Genomic DNA, 20393 nt, shown 5'->3' on the forward strand with positions numbered 1-20393 from the left:
CCCCTCAGGAGGAGTAGGCCGAGTTCTCATGGACGTAGTCGTGGGTGAGGTCGTTGGTCCACACGGTCGCGCTCGCGTCGCCTGCGTGGAGGTCCACCTCGATCAGCACCTCGCGGCCGGTGAGGTCGACGAGGTCGCGGTCGTCGCCGACGCCCGCGCCGCGGCACACCTGGACACCGTTCATCGTCACGTCGAGGAGGTTCGCGTCGAACGGGGCGACGTCCTCGGGCACCGTGCCGGCGGCCGCGATGACGCGGCCCCAGTTGGGGTCCTGGCCGAAGATGGCGGCCTTGAACAGGTTGGAGCGGGTGATCGTGCGCGCGACGGCCTCGGCCGCGTCCTCGGTGGTGGCGTTCACGACCGTGACGGCGATGTCGTGGGACGCCCCCTCGGCGTCTCCGATGAGGCCGCGCGACAGCTCCGCGCACACCTGGGTGAGGGCCGCCGCGAAGTTCTCGTCCGAGGGCGCGACGCCCGAGGCGCCGGAGGCCAGCAGCAGCACGGTGTCGTTGGTCGACATGCAGCCGTCGGAGTCGACGCGGTTGAAGGTCGTGCGCACGGCCTCGGCGAGAGCCGTGCCCGCCGCGTCCGCTGTGACGACCGCGTCGGTGGTGATCACGCACAGCATCGTCGCGAGGCCCGGTGCGAGCATGCCCGCGCCCTTGGCCATACCGCCCACCGACCAGCCGTCGCCTGAGGCGACGGACTGCTTGGTGACCGTATCGGTCGTGAGGATCGCGTGGGCCGCATCGTCCCCGCCGTCCGAGGCCAAGCCGGCGACCGCATCGTCCACTCCCGCGAGGAGCCTGTCCATGGGGAGGCGGACGCCGATCAGGCCGGTCGAGCACACGGCGACATCGCCAGCGGACACGTCCTTGCCCGCGGCCTGAAGGACCTCGGCGACGTGCTCGGCGGTGCGGTGCGTGTCGGCGAAGCCCTCGGCGCCGGTCGACGCATTCGCGCCGCCCGAGTTGAGGACGACCGCGTCGACGCGGCCGTCGGCGACCACCTGGCGGCTCCAGGCCACCGGTGCGGCGAACACGCGGTTCGACGTGAAGACGCCGACGCCGACGTGCTCGGGGCCCTCATTGACGACGAGCGCGACGTCCTTCTTGCCGGTCGACTTCAGCCCGGCCGCCACGCCGGCCGCGACGAAGCCCTGGGGGTGCGTGATGCTCACGGCGATCCCTTCCTCGCGCGCCCTACGGCGCGACGCCGATCGTGTTGAGGCCGGTCGTCTCGGGCAGGCCGAGCGCGACGTTCATGCTCTGCAGCGCGGCGCCCGCGGTGCCCTTGACGAGGTTGTCGATCGCGCACACGACGACGACGCGGCCGGCCTTGGCGTCGACGGCCACCTGCATCTGGGCCACGTTGGCGCCCAGGGTCGAGGCGGTGGTCGGCCACTGGCCCTCGGGAAGGACGATCATGAACGGCTCGTCCCGGTACGCCTCGACCCAGGCGTCGCGCACGGCCGCCGGGTCGGCGCCCGCGGCGAGCGGCGCCGTGATGGTCGCGAGGATGCCGCGCGCCATGGGCACGAGCGTGGGAGTGAAGCTGATCCGCACGTCGTGGGCACCCGCGATCTCGAGGTTCTGGACGATCTCGGGGATGTGCCGGTGGGTGCCGCCCACGGCGTAGGGCACGGCGGCGCCCATCGCCTCGGACGCGAGGTAGGGCACGGCGAGCTTCTTGCCCGCGCCCGAGTAGCCGTTGGCGAGGACCGCGACGATGTCGGTCGGGTCGACGAGGCCCGCGGCGACGCCGGGCTGGAGGCCCAGGGTGACGGCCGTGACGTTGCAGCCGGGCACGGCGATGCGCTTCGTGCCGGGGAGGCTGTCGCGCTGATGCCCGGCGGAGGTGATGAGCTCGGGCATGCCGTAGGGCCACGTGCCGGAGTGGTCGCCGCCGTAGTACTCGGCCCAGGCCTCGGCGCTCGCGAGACGGTGGTCGGCGCCGCAGTCGATCACGAGCGTCTCGGGCGGCAGCTGCGCGGCGATCTCGCCGGAGGTGCCGTGCGGAAGCGCGAGGACGACGACATCGTGGCCCGCGAGGTTCTCGGGGGTCGTGTCGACGATGACGCGGTCAGCAAGGTGCGGCAGGTGCGGCTGGTGAGCACCGAGACGGTCCCCTGCCGAGGAGTGCGCGGTGAGCGCGCCGAACTCGACGTCCGGATGCGCGCTGAACACGCGCAGGACCTCGCCCCCCACATAGCCGGAGGCGCCTGAGACTGCGACCGAGATCGTCATGTGCATAACTATACACTCAACTGAATACCGCCTGCTTCCATTGCGGCACCGCGTGTCCACCATCGCGCAGCGACCGCACAGCAACGCCCTCCGATTCGGGCGAGACCCCACCCCGCGCCCGCAGACGCGGCACTCGGCGCCACGACGCCCCGGCACAATGGACGCATGAAACGCACGCTCGCCCTCGCCTTCGTCGCCGCCCTCGCCCTCTCAGGCTGCTCGGGGGACGACGACGACTCGGCCACGGCGAGCATGTCCGCGAGCGCGAGCGCCGAACCGACCGTGACAGCCTCCGCCTCGGCGTCCGCCTCAGCGGCGCCCGCGATCTCCGTCGACGCGTCGGCCTCGACGATCGCGCTGCCGGACACGTTCTGCGACGATGCCGACCAGCTCTACCAGCGCGACCTCACGATGTCCGACGCGATGGACGCGGTCGATCCGAGCGCGATGACCGATGACGAGCTCGCCGACCCCGACGTGTTCGCGTCCTACCTCGAGGCGATCGACATCGACGGCTGGCAGTCGTGGAGGGCGCTCTATCTTCAGGCCGCCGAGGACTCGGAGTCCGAGCAGATGCAGGAGTGGATCGCGGTGATCGTCGCGGCCACGGATCTCCAGTACGAGGTCTACGCCGACGCCGCGGAGACGACGGACAACATCGCCGACTGGATCGACGAGGTGAACACGATGCTCGCGGACCGGTCGGACGAGATCGAGGTGGAGGGCAACGAGGCCCTCAACGCCTCCGAGGCCTCCCTCACCGCGTGCAGCATGCCGCTGTCGGTCCCGGCAGGGGAGCTGCTCGGCTACGTCGGCTGACGCCCCGTCGAGCGCGAGCGCGCCCGCTCGCGCTCGTCCCGCCGGCGGGAATCCCACGGCGCGGGCCTACGCTGACAGCATCATGAGAGCGATCCAGATCAGCGCCACCGGGGGCCCCGAGGCCCTGACCGTCGTCGACATGCCTGAGCCCACCCCCGAGCCCGGCCGCGTGCTCGTGAGGTCCGCCGCGATCGGCGTGAACTTCATCGACACGTACCACCGCAGCGGCGCCTATCCCGTGCCGCTGCCGTACGTGCCCGGACGCGAGGGCGCGGGCGTCGTCACCCACGTGGGCGAGGACGTCGACGGGGTCGAGGTCGGCGATCGCGTCGCGTGGCCGTTCAGCCCCGGGTCCTACGCCGAGGTCGTCTCGCTCGCGCCCCACGAGATCCACCGCGTGCCCGACGGGGTGCCGCTCGAGACCGCCGCCGCGGCCATGCTCCAGGGACTCACGGCCCACTACCTCGTGACCTCTGTCCATCCCGTGAAGGCGGGCGAGACGGTGCTCGTGCATGCCGCAGCCGGCGGCGTCGGGCTCCTGCTCACCCAGATGACGCGGGCGCGCGGCGCGCGCGTGCTCGGCACCGTCAGCACCGACGCGAAGGCAGAGCTCGCACGCGAGGCCGGAGCCGAGGTCATCCGCTACGACGCGATGGTGGACCTCGCCACCGAGCTGCCCACCGCGGTCCGCGCCCTCACCGACGGCGAGGGCGTTCACGCGGTCTACGACGGGGTCGGCGCCACGACGTTCGACGGCTCGCTCGCGTCGCTGCGGCCGCGCGGCATGATGGCCCTGTTCGGCGCGGCGTCCGGCCCCGTGCCGCCGTTCGACCTCCAGCGGCTGAACGCCGGCGGATCGCTCTTCATCACGCGCCCCTCGCTCGGACACTTCCTCGCGACCGCAGAGGAGCGCGCCTGGCGGGGGTCCGAGCTCTTCGGCGCGATCCGGGACGGCTCGCTGAATGTTCGCGTCGGAGCGACCTACCCGCTCGAGGAGGCGGCCGCCGCGCACACCGCGCTCGAGGGCCGCGCGACCACGGGGAAGGTGCTCCTGCTCCCCTAGGCGACCGTCACGCCGAGGAGGCCGCCGCATCGTCCGCGGGCACGCGAAGGTGATGCGGCGTGACGAAGAACGCGGTGAGGACGCTCGCGATCAGGATCGCGGCGGCGGGGAGCATGATCGTCTCGGACATCGCGGTGGAGAACGGCGCGGCGAGCTCCTCTGGCAGCGTGAAGGACCCCGAGACCTCGGTCGAGAATCCGGCTGATCCGCCGTCGAGGTGGGCCGAGAGCCGACCCACGATGAGCGTCGCTACCGCCGCCGAGCCGATGACGGAGCCGACCTGCCGCGTCGCGTTGTAGACGCCCGAGCCCGCTCCTGAGGACTGCGGCGGCAGCGTGCGGTTGGCGGTCGTCGCGAGCGGACCCCACGTGAAGGCCGAGCCCACGCCGATCAGCAGCGACGCCCCGAGGAGCGCGACGATCGACGCGTCCGGCCTCATGAGGCCGGCGTAGGCCCACAGGCCCGCCGACATCAGCACGGTGCCGGGAACGGCGAGCACGCGGGGGTGGACCCTGTCCACGAGACGCCCGGACAACCTCGCGAGCAGCAGCGACATGACCGCGGAGGGCGCCGTCATGAGCGCCGACTGCGTCGGGCTCATCCCCATCACGATCTGGAAGAAGTACATGACCGGGATCATCATGCTCGTGACGGTGAACCCCACCGCCATGACGGCACCGTTCGCGATCGAGAAGTTGCGGTCATGGAACAGCGACAGCGGCAGCAGCGGCTCCTTCCGGGTCCGCCCCTGCCACCACACGAAGACGCCCAGGCACGCGACGCCCGCGACGATGCACAGCCACACCCACGGCGCCCAGTCCTTCGCCTGCCCCTCCTGCAGTCCGAAGACGAGCCCGAACATGCCCAGCCCCGACAGCGCGACCCCCACCCAGTCGAACGAGTGCGAGTGGGTCTCGAGCGTCGGCACGAGGAACCAGGCGGCCACGAACGCGACGGCACCGATCGGCACGTTGACGATGAAGATCCACTCCCAGCCAGGGCCATCCACGAGCACCCCGCCCGCGAGCGGACCGAGCAGCCCCGCGATGCCCGCGGTCGCTCCCCACAGCGCCATCGCGCTGCCCCGCCTGGCCGCGGGGAAGGTGCGCGTGATGATCGCCATGGTCTGCGGCGTCATGAGGCTCGCGCCGAGCCCCTGGAAGGCGCGGGCCGCGATGAGATTGCCGATCGCGGACCCTGGCAACGCGTCCGCGAGGCCGCACAGGAGGGACGATGCGGTGAAGACCGCGAGCCCGATCAGATAGATCCGGCGCGGGCCGAAGCGGTCACCGAGCCTGCCTGTGATGAGCAGCGGGACCGCGTAGGTGAGCAGGTAGGCGCTCGTCACCCAGATGACGGCGTTGGTGTCGACCTCGAGCGAGGCCTGGATCGACGGGTTGGCGACCGTCACGATCGTCGTGTCGATCAGGATCATGAAGAAGCCGAGGATCAGCGCCCACAGCGCGCGCCACGGATTCTGAACCTGCTCCACTCCCCCGCCTTCCGACTCGCCCGATCCCCGGCTTCGACTCTAGACCAGGATCTGCCGCACCACATGCCGCATTCGGGACCGCGACCAGGCACAATGGGCGCATGCAGAACCTGCGGATGCGCATGATGCGTGAGGAGGACGTCCCCTCCGTCACGACCCTGAACGCGGGCGCGTCCCCGGCGGTCAACATCCTCACGGAGGAGGAGATGTCGACGCTGTTCGGGCTGTGCGACATCGCCCTCGTCGCGACCAACCGCGAGCGCGAGGTCAACGCGTTCCTGCTGTCGCTCGCTCCCGGGCAGCCCTACGAGTCCGAGAACTACCAGTGGTTCGAGAACCGGGGCATCCGGCACCAGTACATCGACCGCATCGTCGTCTCCCCCTCGGCCAAGGGCACCGGCATCGGGCGCGCGCTGTACGAGTCCGTGTTCGAGCGCGCCCGCGAGCGCGGCGCGAACGAGGTGAGCTGCGAGGTCAACACCGATCCCCCGAATCCCGGCTCGCTCGCCTTCCATGAGCGTCTGGGCTTCCGGCTCCTCGAGGAGCAGTGGACCAAGGGCGACACCGTGAAGGTCGCGCTGCTCGCCCGTTCCGTGTACTGAGCGCTGATCCGGGTACTGAGCGCTGACCGGCTGCCGACTCGCACGCCTTCCGAGCGCGGCGCTCCCAGATCTACAGTGCGCGGCACTCCCAGACGCCGATGAGGTGATCCCCGGACTCGGGGTCCGCCACGTCGAAGGTCCCGGAGTCGAGGTCGTCGCCGACGACGACCGTGCCCGCGCCCTGGATCGCCTCGCCGCTCGCATCGAGGAACGTGACCACCCCGTCGTACGAGCCCCCGTCGTGGACCTCCTGCGCCACCCCGAGCGTCGCGGTCGCGACTCCCTCGTGGACGGCCAGGTCCTGGACGACGATGGTGAGGCCGTCGCCCGTGCCGATCTCGCCGCAGTCGGCGGTCACGAGGGGGTCACCGTCGACGGCGCGAGGAGCGTCGACCCGGACGCCGAGAGAAGCGCCGTCCGACTGCCGCACCGCCTCGATGACCGCCCGCACGGGGCCGCGGCGGATCGACGCCATGGGCGAGGCGGCCCCTGGCTCGACGCTCGCCTCTGCGGAAGGGACGGCGACGGCGGTCTCCGAGGAGGTCGCGCCGTCGATCTCAGCAGCGGTCGTCGGGAGCTCGGCGTCGGAGATGGCGACATCGCTGGGAGGCGCGCTCGCGCAGCCGGCGAGCGCGATGGCGAGCGCGGCCGCTGCAAGCGTGGCCGTCACCTCGCGCATGGGCCCTCTCCCGTCGCTCACGGAGCGCCCGTGCGCCCCGTCTAGGTCAGTTGTACCGCGCGCGGCGGGCGCGTGTCGATGACATTGGTCACACCGGCGAGTCGCGTCACGCGAAGACGCGTTCCGGGCGCTCTCAGCCGGTCCTCGTCGCCGAGATGACGCCCGCGTAGGGCTGGAGGATCAGGTCGAGGTCCCGGCCTGCGCCCTCCGCCCAGAGGCCCGAGATCTGGCCGTCGAGATAGAGCGCGTTCGGCGTGCCGAGACCGTCCCTGAACATGCGGGCGAACGTGTCGAAGTTGACCACGTCGTCCGAGATCGCAAGATAGACCGTGCCCCCGTCCTCGGAGACCCCGACGCCGCTGCGGTAGGCGACGTTCGACGAGCCCGGGGTGAACTCGGGGTGGATCTCGCCGTCGAGCACAAGCGCGGGCCCGGACTGCGTCGCCTGGACGACGCCGGCGGGGTCGTACTCGGTCGAGTCGACCACCTCCGCGGTGCCGTCCTTGAGGATCGCGAAGACCCCGTTGGGCTTGAGGTGGAAGTTGCCGTAGCCGTCGTTGAGGTTGAGACCCACGAGCTGCTCTCCGTCGGACACGAGCAGCCCGCCAGGCCTGAAGTCCTCCGTGAAGATGCCCGCGTTGGTGAGCACGTCGCCGTCGACCTCCGCCAGATACGTGCCACCGTCCGCCTGCTCCCAGACGACGCGCACGGCCCACTCGGACAGGTCCAGCGCGGCGACGGAGAACTCGATGCCCTCGAACTCGTAGGGCTGAACGGGGCTGTCCGGATCGATGCCGTCGTCGGCCGTCGCGCTCGCGCTCGCGGTCTGTGACGCGGCGGTCGAGGGCGAGGACGATGCGGTGGCGCCGATGGTCGGGTCGACGCTCGTGCCGTCAGTGCCGTCAGTGCCGTCGGTGCCGTCAGTGCCGTCGGTGCCGGAGCATCCGGCGAGCAGGGCCGCGCACGCGATGACGGCGGCCGCGCGGCGGCGCGATGCGCCTCGGCGTGACGTGCCTCGGCGTGACGTGCCTCGGGGCGACGTGCCTCGGGGCGACGCGCCTGCGGCCGAGGCCGATCGCGGGCGGCCGCCGAGCGCGGGGATCGGACGAGGCACGGACATGCGCGCCAGCCTAGGCTGTCGCGCCGCGCCGCGACGATCCCGGGAACAGATCGGGCGCACGGCGGGTTCACCGCATGGACGCCGTCGTCGCGGTGAGGTGCCGCGAGATCGGGCGCCGCTGAGGAGTGAGACCGTGAGCGACTCGCCGCACCGCTACGACCCCCACCGCTCCGCGTTCACGCGCTCGGACGCCTTCGTGTTCTTCGGCGCGACCGGAGATCTCGCACGCAAGCAGATCTTCCCGTCGTTGCTGGCGATGGTGCGCGATGGCGCCCTCGACGTCCCCGTGGTGGGAGTCGCATCGTCCGGCTGGACGCTGGACGACCTCAAGGCGAGGGTGCGCGAGTCGGTCGGCGCCGCCGCCGACCGCCACCCCGAGGCGTTCGCGCGGCTGCTCGACCTGCTGCGCTACGTCGACGGCGACTACCGCGACGCCGCCACGTTCGCCGCGCTGAGGAGCGCGCTCGGCGGCGCGAAGCGGCCGACCCACTACCTCGCGATCCCTCCGGCCCTGTTCGGCACGGTGATCGAGGGGCTCGCCGCGGAGGGGCTCAACGAGGACGCGCGCGTCGTCGTCGAGAAGCCGTTCGGGCGCGACCTCGAGTCGGCCGTCGAGCTCGACGCGATCATCTCCTCGGCCTTCCCTCCCGAATCCGTGTTCAGGATCGACCACTTCCTCGGCAAGGAGGAGATCATGAACCTCCTCTACTTCAGGTTCGCGAACGCGCTCGTGGAGCCCGTGTGGAACCGCGACCGGATCGCAAGCGTGCAGATCACCGTCGCGGAGGACTTCGGCGTGCAGGGGCGCGGCGCGTTCTACGAGTCCGCGGGCGCGCTGCGGGACGTGGTCGAGAACCACATGTTCCAGGTCGTCGCGCTGCTCGCGATGGAGGCGCCCGCTTACCAGGGCTACAAGGCCGTGCACGATGCGAAGGTCGCGGTCTTCAAGGCGATGCGGCCGCTCACGAGGGACGACGTCGTGAGGGGCCAGTTCGAGGGTTACCGCGACGAGCAGGGGGTCGCCGCCGACTCCGACGTCGAGACGTTCGCCGCGATCAGGCTGTGGATCGACTCGTGGCGGTGGGCCGGCGTGCCCTGGTACCTGCGCACGGGCAAGCACCTTCCCACGAAGGCCGCCGAGGTGGTCGTCGAGTTCAAGCGCCCCCCGCAGCAGCTGTTCGACGATGCCCTCGACGACTCCGAGCGTCCCAACTACCTGCGCTTCCGCCTCTCCCCCGTGCCGCAGATCGCGCTCGCCGCGCGCGTGAAGACCCCCGGCGAGGAGTTCCGCGGCGAGCAGCGGGAGCTCAGCGTCCAGTCCAACGCGGCGCTCGAACGCCCCGCGTACGCGCGGCTCCTGTCCGACGCGCTCCGGGGCGATCCCTCGCTGTTCACCCAGGAGGAGTCCGTCGAGGCCGCGTGGCGCGTCGTGGACGACGTTCTCGACGATCACGCGCCCGCGATCCCGTACGCCCGAGGCTCCTGGGGTCCCGCCGAGGCGGACGACCTGATCGCGCCCCACACCACCTGGATGAACCCCGACCCCGCGCACGATGCGGCGCATCCCGCCGCCGCGCCCGACACGACCACGCCCGCCACGACCGCGCGAGAGACCGCGCACCAAGGAGACCGCTCATGACCACCGCTACACCGCTCCAGCTCGGCATGATCGGCCTGGGCCGCATGGGCGCGGGGCTCAGCCGCCGCCTCATGGCGGACGGTCACACCGTGGTGGTCAACGACGTCTCCGCCGACGCCGTGGACGCGCTCGCCGCCGAGGGCGCCGTGGCCGCGCACACGCTCGAGGATCTCGTGGCCGCCCTCGACGCGCCCCGCGCCATCTGGGTGATGGTGCCGGCCGGCGCGATCACCGAGGACGTGATCTCGCGGCTCGCCGCCGTGCTCGAGCCCGGCGACACGATCATCGACGGCGGCAACTCGTACTACCGCGACGACCTGCGCCACGCGGCGGAGCTCGCCACGCGGGAGATCTCGTTCGTCGACGTCGGCACCTCGGGCGGCGTCTGGGGCGCCGAGCGCGGCTTCTCGCTCATGATCGGCGGGGACGATGCGACGGTGGGCCGCCTCACGCCCATCTTCCGGTCGCTCGCGCCCGGCATCGAGGCCGCCGGGCGCACGCGGGGCAAGTCGGGCGAGCCCCTGCCCGGCGAGGAGGGCTGGCTCCACGCGGGCCCCGTCGGCGCTGGCCACTTCGTCAAGATGGTCCACAACGGCATCGAGTACGGCCTCATGGCCGCCTACGCCGAGGGCTTCAACATCCTCAAGGCCGCCAACGCGGGCACGCCCGGGGCTCCGGCGCACGACGCTCAGACGGCGCCCATGGCGAACCCCGAGTACTACCGGTACGACTTCAACGTCGACGAGGTCGCGGAGGTGTGGCGGCGCGGCTCGGTGGTCGGATCGTGGCTGCTCGACCTCACCGCGGACGCGCTGCACGCCTCCCCCGAGCTCACGGAGTTCTCGGGCGAGGTCGCCGACTCGGGCGAGGGCCGGTGGACCTCGATCGCGGCGATCGATGAGGGCGTGCCCACCCCCGTGCTCACGACCGCCCTGTACTCGCGGTTCGCCTCGCGCGACCTCGACGCCTACGCCGAGAAGGTCCTCAGCGCGATGCGCAAGGGCTTCGGCGGGCACGTCGAGAAGCCGACCGGCGAGTAGCCGCCGCCCGAGGCGCGGGGACGATGCGCGCGGGAGCTCGTGCGCGTGCCGACCGCGGACCCCTGCCTCGCGTCGCGGCGCGCCGCGACTTAGCCTGGTGCAGACCTTTGCCTTGCAAGTCCTGGGACCCTCGTCCCGCGCGGAGCAGCCCAGCCAAAGGCAAACTTCAGGTAAAGGACGGGTCCCCGGGAGTCTGCCCGTCCTCGCCGCTCGAGCGGCCACACCGGCACCGCCGCCACAGGCACCGCCGTACACCCGACGACGAAGGAGTCCACGTGAGCACCACTGCCCCGACTCAGCTGCTTGCCGACATCGACCTCGACCCCGAGGTCCGTGCGGCGCTCGAGGCGAGCCCCCGCGTGACGATCCCCGCCACGCGCGAGGAGCTCTACACGCTCGCTCTCGGCCCGGAGGGCGGTCCCGTCTTCTCGGTCGACTACGACGCGAACGGCACGCCCGTGACGGAGGCCACCGTGACGCGCTGCCGCAACGGCATCGCGGTGAACTTCCCCGAGGACTACATGCGCCGCCGCGACCCCAAGTGCATGCTCATCGCTGACGACCGCCCCACGGACAAGGACCGCTACGCGGACCGCTTCGGCGAGTCCTTCGACCGGGTCCGCTCCGAGACCATCGCCTGGCTCGGCACGCAGGAGCTCGTCGTCGTCCCGTTCAAGGCGGGTGGCCTCACCTACGGCTCGCCCTCGATCGCGATCGTCCCCGCGAGCTCGGCGTTCTTCGCTCTCGCGCTCGTCGACCTCCAGGGCTGGACGACGTTCGAGGAGCTCGGGGCCTTCACGCCGCGCTCGATCCTGTACGTCGCGCCGCCGTTCCGTCACACCCACTTCGACGGCAAGCAGGTCGTCGTCCACGACCGCACCGAGACGCTGCACGAGATCTTCGCCTACAACCTCTACCCGGGGCCCAGCGCCAAGAAGGGCGTCTTCTCCGTGCTGCTCGACATCGGCGAGGAGGAGCGCTGGATCACCGCACACGCCTCGTCCGTACGCGTCACCACGCCGTACGACAACGACACCGTGATCATGCACGAGGGCGCCTCCGGCGGTGGAAAGTCGGAGATGTGCCAGGACCTCCGACGCGAGGACGACGGCCGCATCCTCGTCGGCCGCAACGTCGTCACCGAGGAGGACTACTTCATCACCCTGTCCGAGACCTCGGAGCTGTCCCCCGTCACGGACGACATGACGCTGTGCTATCCGTCGATCCAGGACGGCTCGGGACGCATGGTCGTCGCCGACGCCGAGGACGGCTGGTTCGTGCGCGTCGACGGCCTCACCGAGTACGGCAACGAGCCCCACTTCGAGCAGGCGGTCATCCACCCCGAGGAGCCGCTGGTCTTCTTCAGCATCGACGGCGTGCCCGACGCGACCGCCCTGCCGTGGGAGCACACGCCCGACTCGAACGGCAAGCCGTGCTCGAACCCGCGCGTCGTGATCTCCCGCAAGAACATCCGCCACATCGTCAACGAGCCCGAGCCCGTCGACGTCCGCACGTTCGGCGTGCGCATGCCCGCGTGCACCGAGGACAACCCCACCTACGGGATCATGGGCCTCACGCACTTCGTGCCGCCGGCCATCGCATGGATGTGGCGCATCATCGCGCCGCGCGGCGACAAGAACCCCTCGATCGGCGAGCACGCCGACGCCGTGAAGAAGCTCGAGCACGGCGGCATGGTGTCGGAGGGCGTCGGCTCGTACTGGCCGTTCTCGACCGGCACCAAGGTCGCGGCCGCGAACCTGCTCATGGAGCAGATCGTCACCTACGACCGCACCCGCTACGTGCTCGTGCCCAACCAGCACATCGGCGCGTACAAGGTCGGCTTCTCCGCCGAGTGGCTCACCCGCGAGTGGCTCGCCCGCAAGGGCGGCGGCCGCATGCGCGCCGACCAGCTCGAGCCCGCACGCTGCGCGCTGTTCGGCTACGCCCCGAAGGAGATCACGCTCGACGGCCAGCCGATCCGCCAGACCCTGCTGCGTCCCGAGATGCAGTCGGCGGTCGGCGTGGAGGCGTACGACGCCGGATGCAGGATCCTCACCGGGTTCTTCAAGTCCGAGCTCGAGCAGTACCTCACCGACGACCTGCACCCGCTCGCGCGCCAGATCATCGAGACCTGCCTCAGCGACGGCACGGTCGAGGACTACGAGAAGCTCACCCCGATGTTCCTGTGACCCCCGGGTACCCGGCCGACGCCTGCCTGGTACCCGACGGACACAGGCCCTGACGACGCCCTGTCGCGGGATTACGCTGGAAGGACACGCGTGATCCCGCGGCAGGGCGCTCGTGTCCCTACCGCCGAGGAGGTGTCCGATGGCGGCGCTCACGTCTGGCGGCGACCGGTCCGGCCGCGACCAGTCCGGCCGCGACCCCTCGATCCGCGACGCGGCCGAGGTCGCGCGGGAGCTCGGGACGGACACCGCATCGGGCCTCAGCGCAGCCGAGGCCGCCGCCAGGCTGCTCCGCGATGGACCCAACCGCCTCGCCGAGGCACCTCGGGTCCCCACGTGGCGGCGGCTGCTCGCGCAGCTCGCGGATCCGCTCGTGTACCTGCTCCTCGGCGCGATCGTCGTCGCCGTCCTCGCCTGGTGGGCCGAGGGCGCCGAGGGGATGCCGTGGGATGCGCTGGTGATCGCGATCGTCGTGATCGCGAACGCGCTGCTCGGCTACGTCCAGGAGCGACGCTCGGAGGACGCGGTCGCGGCGCTCCAGCAGATGTCCGCCGCCGGCGCGATGGCGCTCCGCAGCGGCGCCCCCGTCAGGCTCGCTGCCGACGAGGTGGTGCTCGGAGACCTGCTCCTCCTGTCCGAGGGCGACGCCGTCCCCGCCGATGCGCGCATCGTCGCTGGCGAGATCTGGGTCGCCGAGGCGTCGCTCACCGGGGAGAGCGCGCCGGTCGCGAAGGACCGCTCCGCACTTGCGGCCGCGGCGGCGATCGGCGACCGTACGTCCATGGTGTTCGCGGGTACGGGGGTCACGCGCGGCGCCGCCCGCGCGGTCGTGACCGCGACCGGCATGGACACCGAGACGGGACGGATCGCGGGGCTGCTCGAAGGCGCGGAACCCGACCCGACCCCGCTCGAACGGCAGATCGCGAGGCTGAGCAGGGTGCTCGGGCTCACCGTGGTCGGGATCGCGGTGGTCGTCGTGGCGGCCGTGCTCCTCACCCGGGACATCGCGACGGTCTCCGACCTCGTGTCGGTGCTCCTGCTCGGCGTCGCGCTCGCGGTGGCGGCGGTGCCGGAGGGCCTGCCCGCCGTGATGTCCGTGGTTCTCGCTCTGGGCGTGCAGCGCATGGCGAGGCGTCAGGCCATCGTCAAGGAGCTGTCGTCGGTCGAGGCTCTCGGCTCGGCGTCCGTGATCTGCACCGACAAGACGGGCACGCTCACCGAGAACCGGATGACGCTCACGACCATCGTCACGGGAGCCGGCGAGACAGCGGTCGACGCCGGTCTCGGGGACGATGCGGCGGCGGCCGCGGTCGTCTCGTACGGGACGCTCGCGGGCGACGCGCTCGTCACCGAGCATGACGGGAGGGTCGCCTTCGAGGGCGATCCCACGGAGACCGCGTTCCTCGCGGTCGAGCATCGGCTGGGACTCGAGCGGCTTCGCGCGAGCCTCACCAGGGTCGGCACGGTGCCGTTCAGTGCTGAGCGGCAGCGCATGAGCGTCGTCGCGGACGATGCGGACGGCGGCTCGGTCGTGGCGGTCAAGGGAGCGCCCGACGTGGTCCTGCCCCGGTGCGCCTCCGTACTCGATGCCGCTGGCGAGTCCGCCTGGGACGAGGCCGCGCATCGGCGGATCGCGCGCGGCGTGGAGGACCTGGCCTCACGCGGGATGCGAACGCTGGCGGTCGCGTACCGCAGGCTTCCTGACGAGGCCGACCCGTCGCCCGATCTCGAGCACGACCTGGTACTCGCTGGGGTCGCGGGGATCGTCGATCCCCCGCGTCCTCAGGCGCGCCGCTCGGTGGCCGACGCGCGCGCCGCAGGCATCCGCGTGCTCATGGTCACGGGAGACCACCCGGAGACCGCCCGCGCGATCGCCGCGGAGGTGGGCATCGCGTCGGCCGCGGATCCTGTGCTCGCTGGGGCCGAGCTCTCGCGCATGTCACCCGAGGAGCTCGCAGCCGCGGCGCCTCACGTGTCCGTCTTCGCGCGGGTCGCCCCCGAGGACAAGCTGCGCCTGGTGGACGCGCTCCAGGCGGACGGCGAGGTCGTCGCGATGACGGGCGACGGAGTCAACGACGCTCCCGCGCTGCGGGCCGCGGACATCGGCGTCGCGATGGGGCGCGGCGGCACCGAGGTGGCCCGCGAGGCGTCCGCCATGATCCTCGCGGACGACGACTTCGCGACCATCGTCACGGCGGTGCGGGAGGGCCGCGGGATCCTCGACAACGTCACGCGCTTCCTGCGCTTCCTCATCGCCTCGAATCTGGGCGAGGTGCTGTCCGTGTTCCTCGGGGTGGTCGCGGCCGGGTATCTGGGGCTCACCGGGGACGACGGCATGCTGGTCGCTCCCCTGCTCGCCACCCAGATCCTCTGGATCAACCTGCTCACCGATCTCGGGCCGGCACTCGCCGTCTCCGCCGAGAGGTATGCGGACGACCTCATGGAGCGGACGCCGCGCCGCCCGCAGGACCCGATCCTCACGCGCCGCACGTGGCTGTTCATGGGCTGGACGGCCGCGTGGATGGCGGCCGCGACCCTTCTCACGCTGGATGGCTTCCTGCCGGGCGGCGCGATCGAGGGCTCGGCGGACCTGGACACCGCGCGCACCGCGGCCTTCACGGTGCTGGTGCTCGCGAATCTCACCGTCGCGTTCTCGGCGCGGTCGGAGACCGTGTCCGTCGTGCGCGGCCTCGCGAGCAACGGATGGCTGTGGGGCGCGGTCACGCTGTCGGTGCTGCTGCAGGTCGCGGTCGTGCATGTGCCGATGCTCAACGTCGCGTTCTCGACCGCGCCGCTCTCGGCGGCTCAGTGGGCGGCCTGCGTCGCCGCGACGATGGCGGTGCCACTCGCGACCGAGGCGCTCAAGGCGGTCCTGCGGGCTCGCGACCGGCACCTGGCGAGCGCCTGAAGCGACCGCGCCACCCGCATCGTCCGGGCCGGGGTCCTGCACTCGGGACCTCCGCATCGTCCGGGCCCCTCGCGCGATAGTAGGTTGATTGCGGCAACGAACACGCAGGAGGATCCATGGACGCGGCTGAGCAGCGGGCTCGCATGAACGAGGTACCGGTCGAGGACACGACCCGCAGCGAGTACGAGAAGCTCATGAACGACGAGTGGTTCAAGTACCGCTCGGGACCCGAGCTGGCCGACATGCAGCGCGCGACGATCGGCACCCTGCGCGAGATCAGCGCGAGCTACTTCGAGGACCCCGCGGCCGCCACCCAGGTGCTCACCGACCTTGTCGAGGAGTGCGGCCCGGGCCTGGACTTCCGTCCGCCGATCTACCTGGAGTACCGCGAGCGGGTGCGGTTCGGCTCGAACGTCTTCATCAACTCGAACCTGATGATCCTCGGCAGCGGCGAGGTGACCATCGGCGACAACGCGCTGATCGGCCCCGAGGCGCGCTTCTACACGGTCAACCACGCCTTCGACGTCGAGACGCGGCGCGAGGGCTGGGAGCGAGCGTTCCCCATCGTGCTCGAGGACGATGTGTGGCTCGGCGGGTCCGTCGTGATCTGCCCTGGCGTGACGATCGGGCGCGGGTCGGTCGTGGCGGCCGGATCGGTCGTCACCAAGGACGTGCCGCCGATGACGGTCGTGGGCGGGAACCCGGCGAGGGTGCTCAAGCACCTGTGACGCGGGCACCGGGAGCGGGCCGACTCGGCGCGCTCACGACGGCCAGCGCGCGCTCAGCAGCTCAGCGCTGAGCGTCGTCCTCGCCGGTCGTGGCCTCCGGCGTCTCCGCCTTGTCTTCAGCCTCGGCCTCGTGCTCAGCCTCGGCGCCGGCCTCGGTCGTATCGGTGGCCGTCGACTCGATCGTCTGCGACTCGGCCTTCGCGGAGTCGTCTGCGGCCTCGTCCTTCTTCTTGGGGCCCGACAGCCAGCCCGTGTTCAGCGGACCGTCCTCCTTGGCGCCCTTGTAGAACTGCCAGCCGAAGTAGCCCACGGCGATGGCGATGGCGATGTAGAAGAAGGCCTGCGCGGCGATCTCGGTACCCTGCCCGGAAGCTTCGGCGAGAATCATGCGGGGATTCTCTCACGCCCCATGCGGCACGAGCCACCGGCGCCAGAGGATCCGAACGCTCGTCCTCGGAACGTCGTCACAGCTCGAGCCGGATCTGCTCGGCGTCGAGCTCGCGCATCGAGGCCTCGAGCGTGGAGCTTGTGAAGACCCCGACCGAGCGGGCGTCGAGCAGCACCTCACGCTGGGCGTGGATGACGGCGAGCCGCTCCCCGCGCTCGTCGAGCTCGAGGCCCTCGGCCTGCACCTGGTCGATCGCATCGTCAGCAGCCGCGCCGAGCATCTCCTGCAGCTTGGCCCGCTCCTCGGCGCGCTGCTGCGGCGTCTGGCCGGGATCGGGCTTGAGGATCTTCACGAGGGACTCGGCGGTCCCGCCCTGCACTCCCAGCGACACCACGGCGACGACGAACGCGACGAGGATCAGCAGCGACCGCTCGGGGGCGTCGGAGGGGAGCGTCTGGGCGCCCGCGATGGTCACGACGCCGCGCATGCCCGACCACACGAGGAGCGCGCCGTCGCGCCAGCCGAGCCTGGTCGAGACCTGGTAGGTCGCGTCGGCCTCGGCGCGCAGCAGCCGGACCCTGATCCTGCGATGCAGCTCCTCCTCGGGCCGCCCGGGGCGCAGCCGGATGCTGACGCGATCCAGGATCGTCAGGGGCGGCGGCGTGCTCAGGTCGGCGAGCTGGGCCTGGTCGGCGGCGATCCGCTCACGCTTCTCGTCGGCAGTGACCGCGTTGCGGCGCAGGACTCCCATGAGCGGGATGATGAAGGCCGTGCGGATGATGAGGCTCAGCGCGAGCGCGGCGAGCGCGATCCACACCGCACGGCCGACGCCCTGATGCCTGGCCTCGACGTCCTCGATCACTCCGAGGAGCTCGAGTCCCAGGATCAGGTAGACGGCACCCTCGAGCACGAGCTCGAGGGCGTGCCAGGTCTGCCGGTCGGCGACACGATGCTGCGGACCGAGGACGTGGGCGGCGCCGTTGCCGGTCACGAGGCCGGCGACGACGGCCGCCACGAGGCCTGACGCCCCCATCATCTCGGCGGGGATCGCCGCGATGAACGGCACCGTGAAGGTGATGACGGTGTTGACCGTCGTGTCGCGCACATACGACCGCACCCAGAGGTTCAGCAGTCCGACGAGCCACCCGATGATGACGGCGACGGTGAGCGCGCTGACGAACACCCAGCTCACGGACCAGAAGGTCACGGCGGCCGCGGTGGCGGCGACGGCGGCGCGCAGCAGCACGAGCGCGACGGCGTCGTTGAGCATCGACTCGCCCTCGAGCACCGTGGTGACGCGCGGGTTCACCCCGAGACGCTTGATGATGGCGGTCGCTACGGGGTCCGTGGGGCTGACGAGGGCTCCGAGCGCGAGCGACCACGCCCAGCTGAGGTCGAGGATCCAGTGGAAGAACACGCCCAGCAGCGCGGTCGAGATCAGGACGAGGATGACGGACAGCCCCGAGATGGTGCGCAGCTCGCGCCGGAAGTCCGTCGCCGGGATCTGCACGGCGGCCGCGTAGAGCAGCGGAGGCAGGACGCCGGAGAGGATGATCTCCGGTTCCACCTCGATCGTGGGCATGCCAGGGACGATGCTCGCGAGGACGCCGAGCGCGACCAGCAGCAGCGGCGCGGCGATGCCGAGGCGTGGGCTGAGCGCGTGGGACGCGGCGATGCCGAGGAGGGACAGGACGACGAGGACGAGAACCTGCTCCATGGTCAGGCCATGCTCTCTGCGAGCACCTCGAGGGCGCGGTGTCGCATGTCGTAGGGGACGAACAGGTGGTCATGCTTGGCGCCCGCGACCACGTTGCACGCGATGCCCGCGTCGGCGAGCGCGGTCGAGAACGCGGCCGTCAACCCGACGGCGTCAAGCGAGGAGTGGACCTCGAGGGTGATCCACGCCGACGGGAACTCGTGGTCCAGCCGAAGATTGGTGGCGGTCGCGAGATCGATCACGATCGAGAGCCCCTCGTCCTCGACGATGGTCGCGACCGGGGTCACCCCCATCGGGATCAAGGGGACGGTCGCCCACACGTAGCAGCCCTCGTTGAGGCGAGGATTCATGCCGACGAGCAGGAGCTCGAGGTCGTCGATGCCTGACATGCCCCCAGCCTAGGGAATCGAGCCGCCGATTTGGCAGGAGGTGCCACGGGTTTCGCCAGGGACGATGCGGTCGCGGCCAGCGCAGACGAGCCTGGTCAGAACAGGGTTGCCGGGGCTGAGATCCCTGCGCGCGCGAGCTCGAGCTCGACGAGGTTCGCTCGCGACCCCGCCGCTCCTGCCCCGCCGGCGCGACCCATCGTGCCGTCCGCGTCGGCGCCGCGCACGACTGGTTCCGCCGCGCCGACAGCGCGCACTCGCCTCCACTCCCCGTCGCGATCGCGCGCCTCGGATGGCCCGGACCCGCACGACGACGCTGACGCAGGAGAAGAAGCGGACGCAGCCACGCACGAGGAAGTGGACGATGCGACGCCTCCCGTGTTCTCATCCAGCGGTGCGCGGTCGAGGCCGTGGGCGCGGATGAGCGGCTTGATGCGCGCGGCGAGCGTCCTGCGGTAGTGCTTCGGGGCGTAGGCACCGTCGCCGTAGAGCGCCCGGTAGCGGGGGGTGAGGTCCGGCCGGTAGGTGTTGAGCCAGCGGGCGTACCACTCCTTGACCCCCGGGCGAAGGTGCAGCGCGCTGTAGGTCACCGCAGTCGCGCCCGCAGCCTTGATGCGACCGAGCGCGGAGTCCAGGTGCGCCTCGCTGTCGGTGAGGAACGGCAGGATCGGCATCATGAACACCGTGACGTCGAAGCCCGCCTCCGCGGCGGCGGACACCGTCGCGAGCCTCGCGGCCGTGGTCGGCGTCCCGGGTTCGATGGTCTGCTGAAGGTCGTCGTCGAAGATCGCGATCGACATCGCGAGGTCCACGGGGACGCGCGTCGCCGCATCGGCGAGCAGCGGCAGATCCCGGCGCAGCAACGACCCCTTCGTGAGGATCGAGAACGGCGTGCCAGAGTCCGCGAGCGCGGCGATGATGCCTGGCATGAGCCGGTAGCGGCCCTCGGCGCGCTGATACGGATCGGTGTTCGTGCCCAGCGCGACATGCTCGCGGGTCCAGCTCGCCCGCGACAGCTCGCGCCTCAGGACGTCGACGATGTTCGCCTTGACGATGAGCTGCGAGTCGAAGTCGCGGCCCGCGTCGAGCTCGAGGTACTCGTGGCTGGGCCGCGCGAAGCAGTACACGCACGCGTGCGAGCAGCCGCGGTACGGGTTGATGGTCCAGGTGAACGGCACCACGGAGTTCGCACCCACCTTGTTCAGTGCGCTCTTGGCGGCGATCTCGTGGAAGACGATCCCGTCGAACTCGGGAGTCCGTACCGACCGGATGAGATTGCTCATCCGCGCGAGGCCCGGCAGCGCGTCAGGAGCCTCAGCCTCGAGCGTCTGTCCGTTCCACCTCATTCCGCCATTCGAACAAACGTTCGAAGTCCTGTCA

At 71.2% G+C, this 20393-nt stretch carries 17 protein-coding genes; 8 read left to right on the plus strand and 9 right to left on the minus strand.

Going from position 1 to position 20393, the window contains the following annotated elements; all coding sequences use genetic code 11:
- Positions 1 to 4 precede the first annotated feature (4 nt).
- On the minus strand, positions 5 to 1180 hold the full coding sequence (argJ, locus tag AOP78_RS14160; RefSeq protein WP_062206196.1) for a bifunctional glutamate N-acetyltransferase/amino-acid acetyltransferase ArgJ: 1176 nt from the start codon (positions 1178 to 1180) through the stop codon (positions 5 to 7).
- A gap of 22 nt (positions 1181 to 1202) precedes the next feature.
- The gene (argC, locus tag AOP78_RS14165; RefSeq protein WP_062206198.1) at positions 1203 to 2252 is read right to left on the minus strand and encodes an N-acetyl-gamma-glutamyl-phosphate reductase; all 1050 of its coding nucleotides are present in this window, start codon (positions 2250 to 2252) and stop codon (positions 1203 to 1205) included.
- Positions 2253 to 2411: 159 nt separating this feature from the next.
- On the opposite strand from argC, the gene AOP78_RS14170 reads away from it, so the two are divergent.
- The gene (locus tag AOP78_RS14170) at positions 2412 to 3065 is read left to right on the plus strand and encodes a hypothetical protein (protein WP_062206201.1); all 654 of its coding nucleotides are present in this window, start codon (positions 2412 to 2414) and stop codon (positions 3063 to 3065) included.
- An 82-nt stretch (positions 3066 to 3147) separates the two neighbouring features.
- On the plus strand, positions 3148 to 4128 hold the full coding sequence (locus tag AOP78_RS14175; protein WP_062206204.1) for a quinone oxidoreductase family protein: 981 nt from the start codon (positions 3148 to 3150) through the stop codon (positions 4126 to 4128).
- 7 nt (positions 4129 to 4135) lie between these two features.
- On the opposite strand, the gene AOP78_RS14180 is transcribed toward AOP78_RS14175, so the two are convergent.
- The gene (locus AOP78_RS14180) at positions 4136 to 5620 is read right to left on the minus strand and encodes a DHA2 family efflux MFS transporter permease subunit (RefSeq protein WP_062206207.1); all 1485 of its coding nucleotides are present in this window, start codon (positions 5618 to 5620) and stop codon (positions 4136 to 4138) included.
- Positions 5621 to 5721: 101 nt separating this feature from the next.
- Here AOP78_RS14180 and AOP78_RS14185 point away from each other — a divergent pair, with 101 nt between their 5' ends.
- Entirely contained in the window at positions 5722 to 6222 is a 501-nt protein-coding gene (locus tag AOP78_RS14185) for a GNAT family N-acetyltransferase (RefSeq protein ID WP_062206210.1), read from the plus strand.
- Between the two features lie 70 nt (positions 6223 to 6292).
- Here the strand turns inward: AOP78_RS14185 and AOP78_RS14190 are convergent, their stop codons facing one another.
- Both AOP78_RS14190 and AOP78_RS14195 read right to left on the minus strand, forming a co-directional pair.
- Positions 6293 to 6901, minus strand: a complete 609-nt coding sequence (locus tag AOP78_RS14190; protein ID WP_062206213.1) for a hypothetical protein — start codon at positions 6899 to 6901, stop codon at positions 6293 to 6295.
- Positions 6902 to 7034: 133 nt separating this feature from the next.
- Positions 7035 to 8021: a phosphodiester glycosidase family protein gene (locus tag AOP78_RS14195; RefSeq protein WP_062206216.1), complete on the minus strand. Its 987-nt coding sequence runs from the start codon at positions 8019 to 8021 to the stop codon at positions 7035 to 7037.
- A 133-nt stretch (positions 8022 to 8154) separates the two neighbouring features.
- On the opposite strand from AOP78_RS14195, the gene zwf reads away from it, so the two are divergent.
- From zwf to AOP78_RS14220, 5 genes are all read left to right on the plus strand, one after another.
- Positions 8155 to 9660 carry a glucose-6-phosphate dehydrogenase gene (gene zwf / locus AOP78_RS14200; protein WP_201774797.1) on the plus strand — a complete coding sequence of 502 codons (1506 nt, stop codon included), beginning with the start codon at positions 8155 to 8157 and terminating at the stop codon, positions 9658 to 9660.
- The gene (gnd, locus tag AOP78_RS14205) at positions 9657 to 10700 is read left to right on the plus strand and encodes a phosphogluconate dehydrogenase (NAD(+)-dependent, decarboxylating) (protein ID WP_062206220.1); all 1044 of its coding nucleotides are present in this window, start codon (positions 9657 to 9659) and stop codon (positions 10698 to 10700) included. Before zwf ends, gnd begins: the two co-directional genes overlap by 4 nt.
- A gap of 275 nt (positions 10701 to 10975) precedes the next feature.
- Positions 10976 to 12889 carry a DUF4914 family protein gene (locus AOP78_RS14210; RefSeq protein ID WP_236685396.1) on the plus strand — a complete coding sequence of 638 codons (1914 nt, stop codon included), beginning with the start codon at positions 10976 to 10978 and terminating at the stop codon, positions 12887 to 12889.
- A 139-nt stretch (positions 12890 to 13028) separates the two neighbouring features.
- Positions 13029 to 15794, plus strand: coding sequence for a cation-translocating P-type ATPase (locus tag AOP78_RS14215; protein ID WP_062206224.1), 2766 nt, complete (start codon positions 13029 to 13031; stop codon positions 15792 to 15794).
- A gap of 116 nt (positions 15795 to 15910) precedes the next feature.
- Entirely contained in the window at positions 15911 to 16522 is a 612-nt protein-coding gene (locus tag AOP78_RS14220; protein WP_236685397.1) for a sugar O-acetyltransferase, read from the plus strand.
- 61 nt (positions 16523 to 16583) lie between these two features.
- Here the strand turns inward: AOP78_RS14220 and AOP78_RS14225 are convergent, their stop codons facing one another.
- The 4 genes from AOP78_RS14225 to AOP78_RS14240 all read right to left on the minus strand — a co-directional run bounded on the left by AOP78_RS14225 (position 16584) and on the right by AOP78_RS14240 (position 20359).
- The gene (locus AOP78_RS14225) at positions 16584 to 16910 is read right to left on the minus strand and encodes a hypothetical protein (protein WP_062206227.1); all 327 of its coding nucleotides are present in this window, start codon (positions 16908 to 16910) and stop codon (positions 16584 to 16586) included.
- Between the two features lie 76 nt (positions 16911 to 16986).
- A complete protein-coding gene (locus AOP78_RS14230; protein WP_062206229.1) occupies positions 16987 to 18627 on the minus strand; it encodes a cation:proton antiporter in 1641 nt (546 codons plus the stop codon).
- A gap of 2 nt (positions 18628 to 18629) precedes the next feature.
- Entirely contained in the window at positions 18630 to 19016 is a 387-nt protein-coding gene (locus AOP78_RS14235) for an ACT domain-containing protein (protein ID WP_062206231.1), read from the minus strand.
- 95 nt (positions 19017 to 19111) lie between these two features.
- On the minus strand, positions 19112 to 20359 hold the full coding sequence (locus AOP78_RS14240; RefSeq protein ID WP_083980283.1) for an Rv2578c family radical SAM protein: 1248 nt from the start codon (positions 20357 to 20359) through the stop codon (positions 19112 to 19114).
- Positions 20360 to 20393 lie beyond the last annotated feature (34 nt).

Source organism: Demequina salsinemoris, from assembly GCF_000974805.1.
Lineage (GTDB): Bacteria > Actinomycetota > Actinomycetes > Actinomycetales > Demequinaceae > Demequina > Demequina salsinemoris.

What these genes read in the sequence shown, in the direction of transcription:
- argC (WP_062206198.1), bottom strand. Translation starts at nt 2,252, where the DNA reads ATGCACATGACGATCTCGGTCGCAGTCTCAGGCGCCTCCGGCTATGTG.
- AOP78_RS14170 (WP_062206201.1), top strand. Translation starts at nt 2,412, where the DNA reads ATGAAACGCACGCTCGCCCTCGCCTTCGTCGCCGCCCTCGCCCTCTCA.
- AOP78_RS14175 (WP_062206204.1), top strand. Translation starts at nt 3,148, where the DNA reads ATGAGAGCGATCCAGATCAGCGCCACCGGGGGCCCCGAGGCCCTGACC.
- AOP78_RS14185 (WP_062206210.1), top strand. Translation starts at nt 5,722, where the DNA reads ATGCAGAACCTGCGGATGCGCATGATGCGTGAGGAGGACGTCCCCTCC.
- AOP78_RS14190 (WP_062206213.1), bottom strand. Translation starts at nt 6,901, where the DNA reads ATGCGCGAGGTGACGGCCACGCTTGCAGCGGCCGCGCTCGCCATCGCG.
- AOP78_RS14195 (WP_062206216.1), bottom strand. Translation starts at nt 8,021, where the DNA reads ATGTCCGTGCCTCGTCCGATCCCCGCGCTCGGCGGCCGCCCGCGATCG.
- gnd (WP_062206220.1), top strand. Translation starts at nt 9,657, where the DNA reads ATGACCACCGCTACACCGCTCCAGCTCGGCATGATCGGCCTGGGCCGC.
- AOP78_RS14215 (WP_062206224.1), top strand. Translation starts at nt 13,029, where the DNA reads ATGGCGGCGCTCACGTCTGGCGGCGACCGGTCCGGCCGCGACCAGTCC.
- AOP78_RS14220 (WP_236685397.1), top strand. Translation starts at nt 15,911, where the DNA reads ATGGACGCGGCTGAGCAGCGGGCTCGCATGAACGAGGTACCGGTCGAG.
- AOP78_RS14225 (WP_062206227.1), bottom strand. Translation starts at nt 16,910, where the DNA reads ATGATTCTCGCCGAAGCTTCCGGGCAGGGTACCGAGATCGCCGCGCAG.
- AOP78_RS14230 (WP_062206229.1), bottom strand. Translation starts at nt 18,627, where the DNA reads ATGGAGCAGGTTCTCGTCCTCGTCGTCCTGTCCCTCCTCGGCATCGCC.
- AOP78_RS14235 (WP_062206231.1), bottom strand. Translation starts at nt 19,016, where the DNA reads ATGTCAGGCATCGACGACCTCGAGCTCCTGCTCGTCGGCATGAATCCT.
- AOP78_RS14240 (WP_083980283.1), bottom strand. Translation starts at nt 20,359, where the DNA reads ATGAGGTGGAACGGACAGACGCTCGAGGCTGAGGCTCCTGACGCGCTG.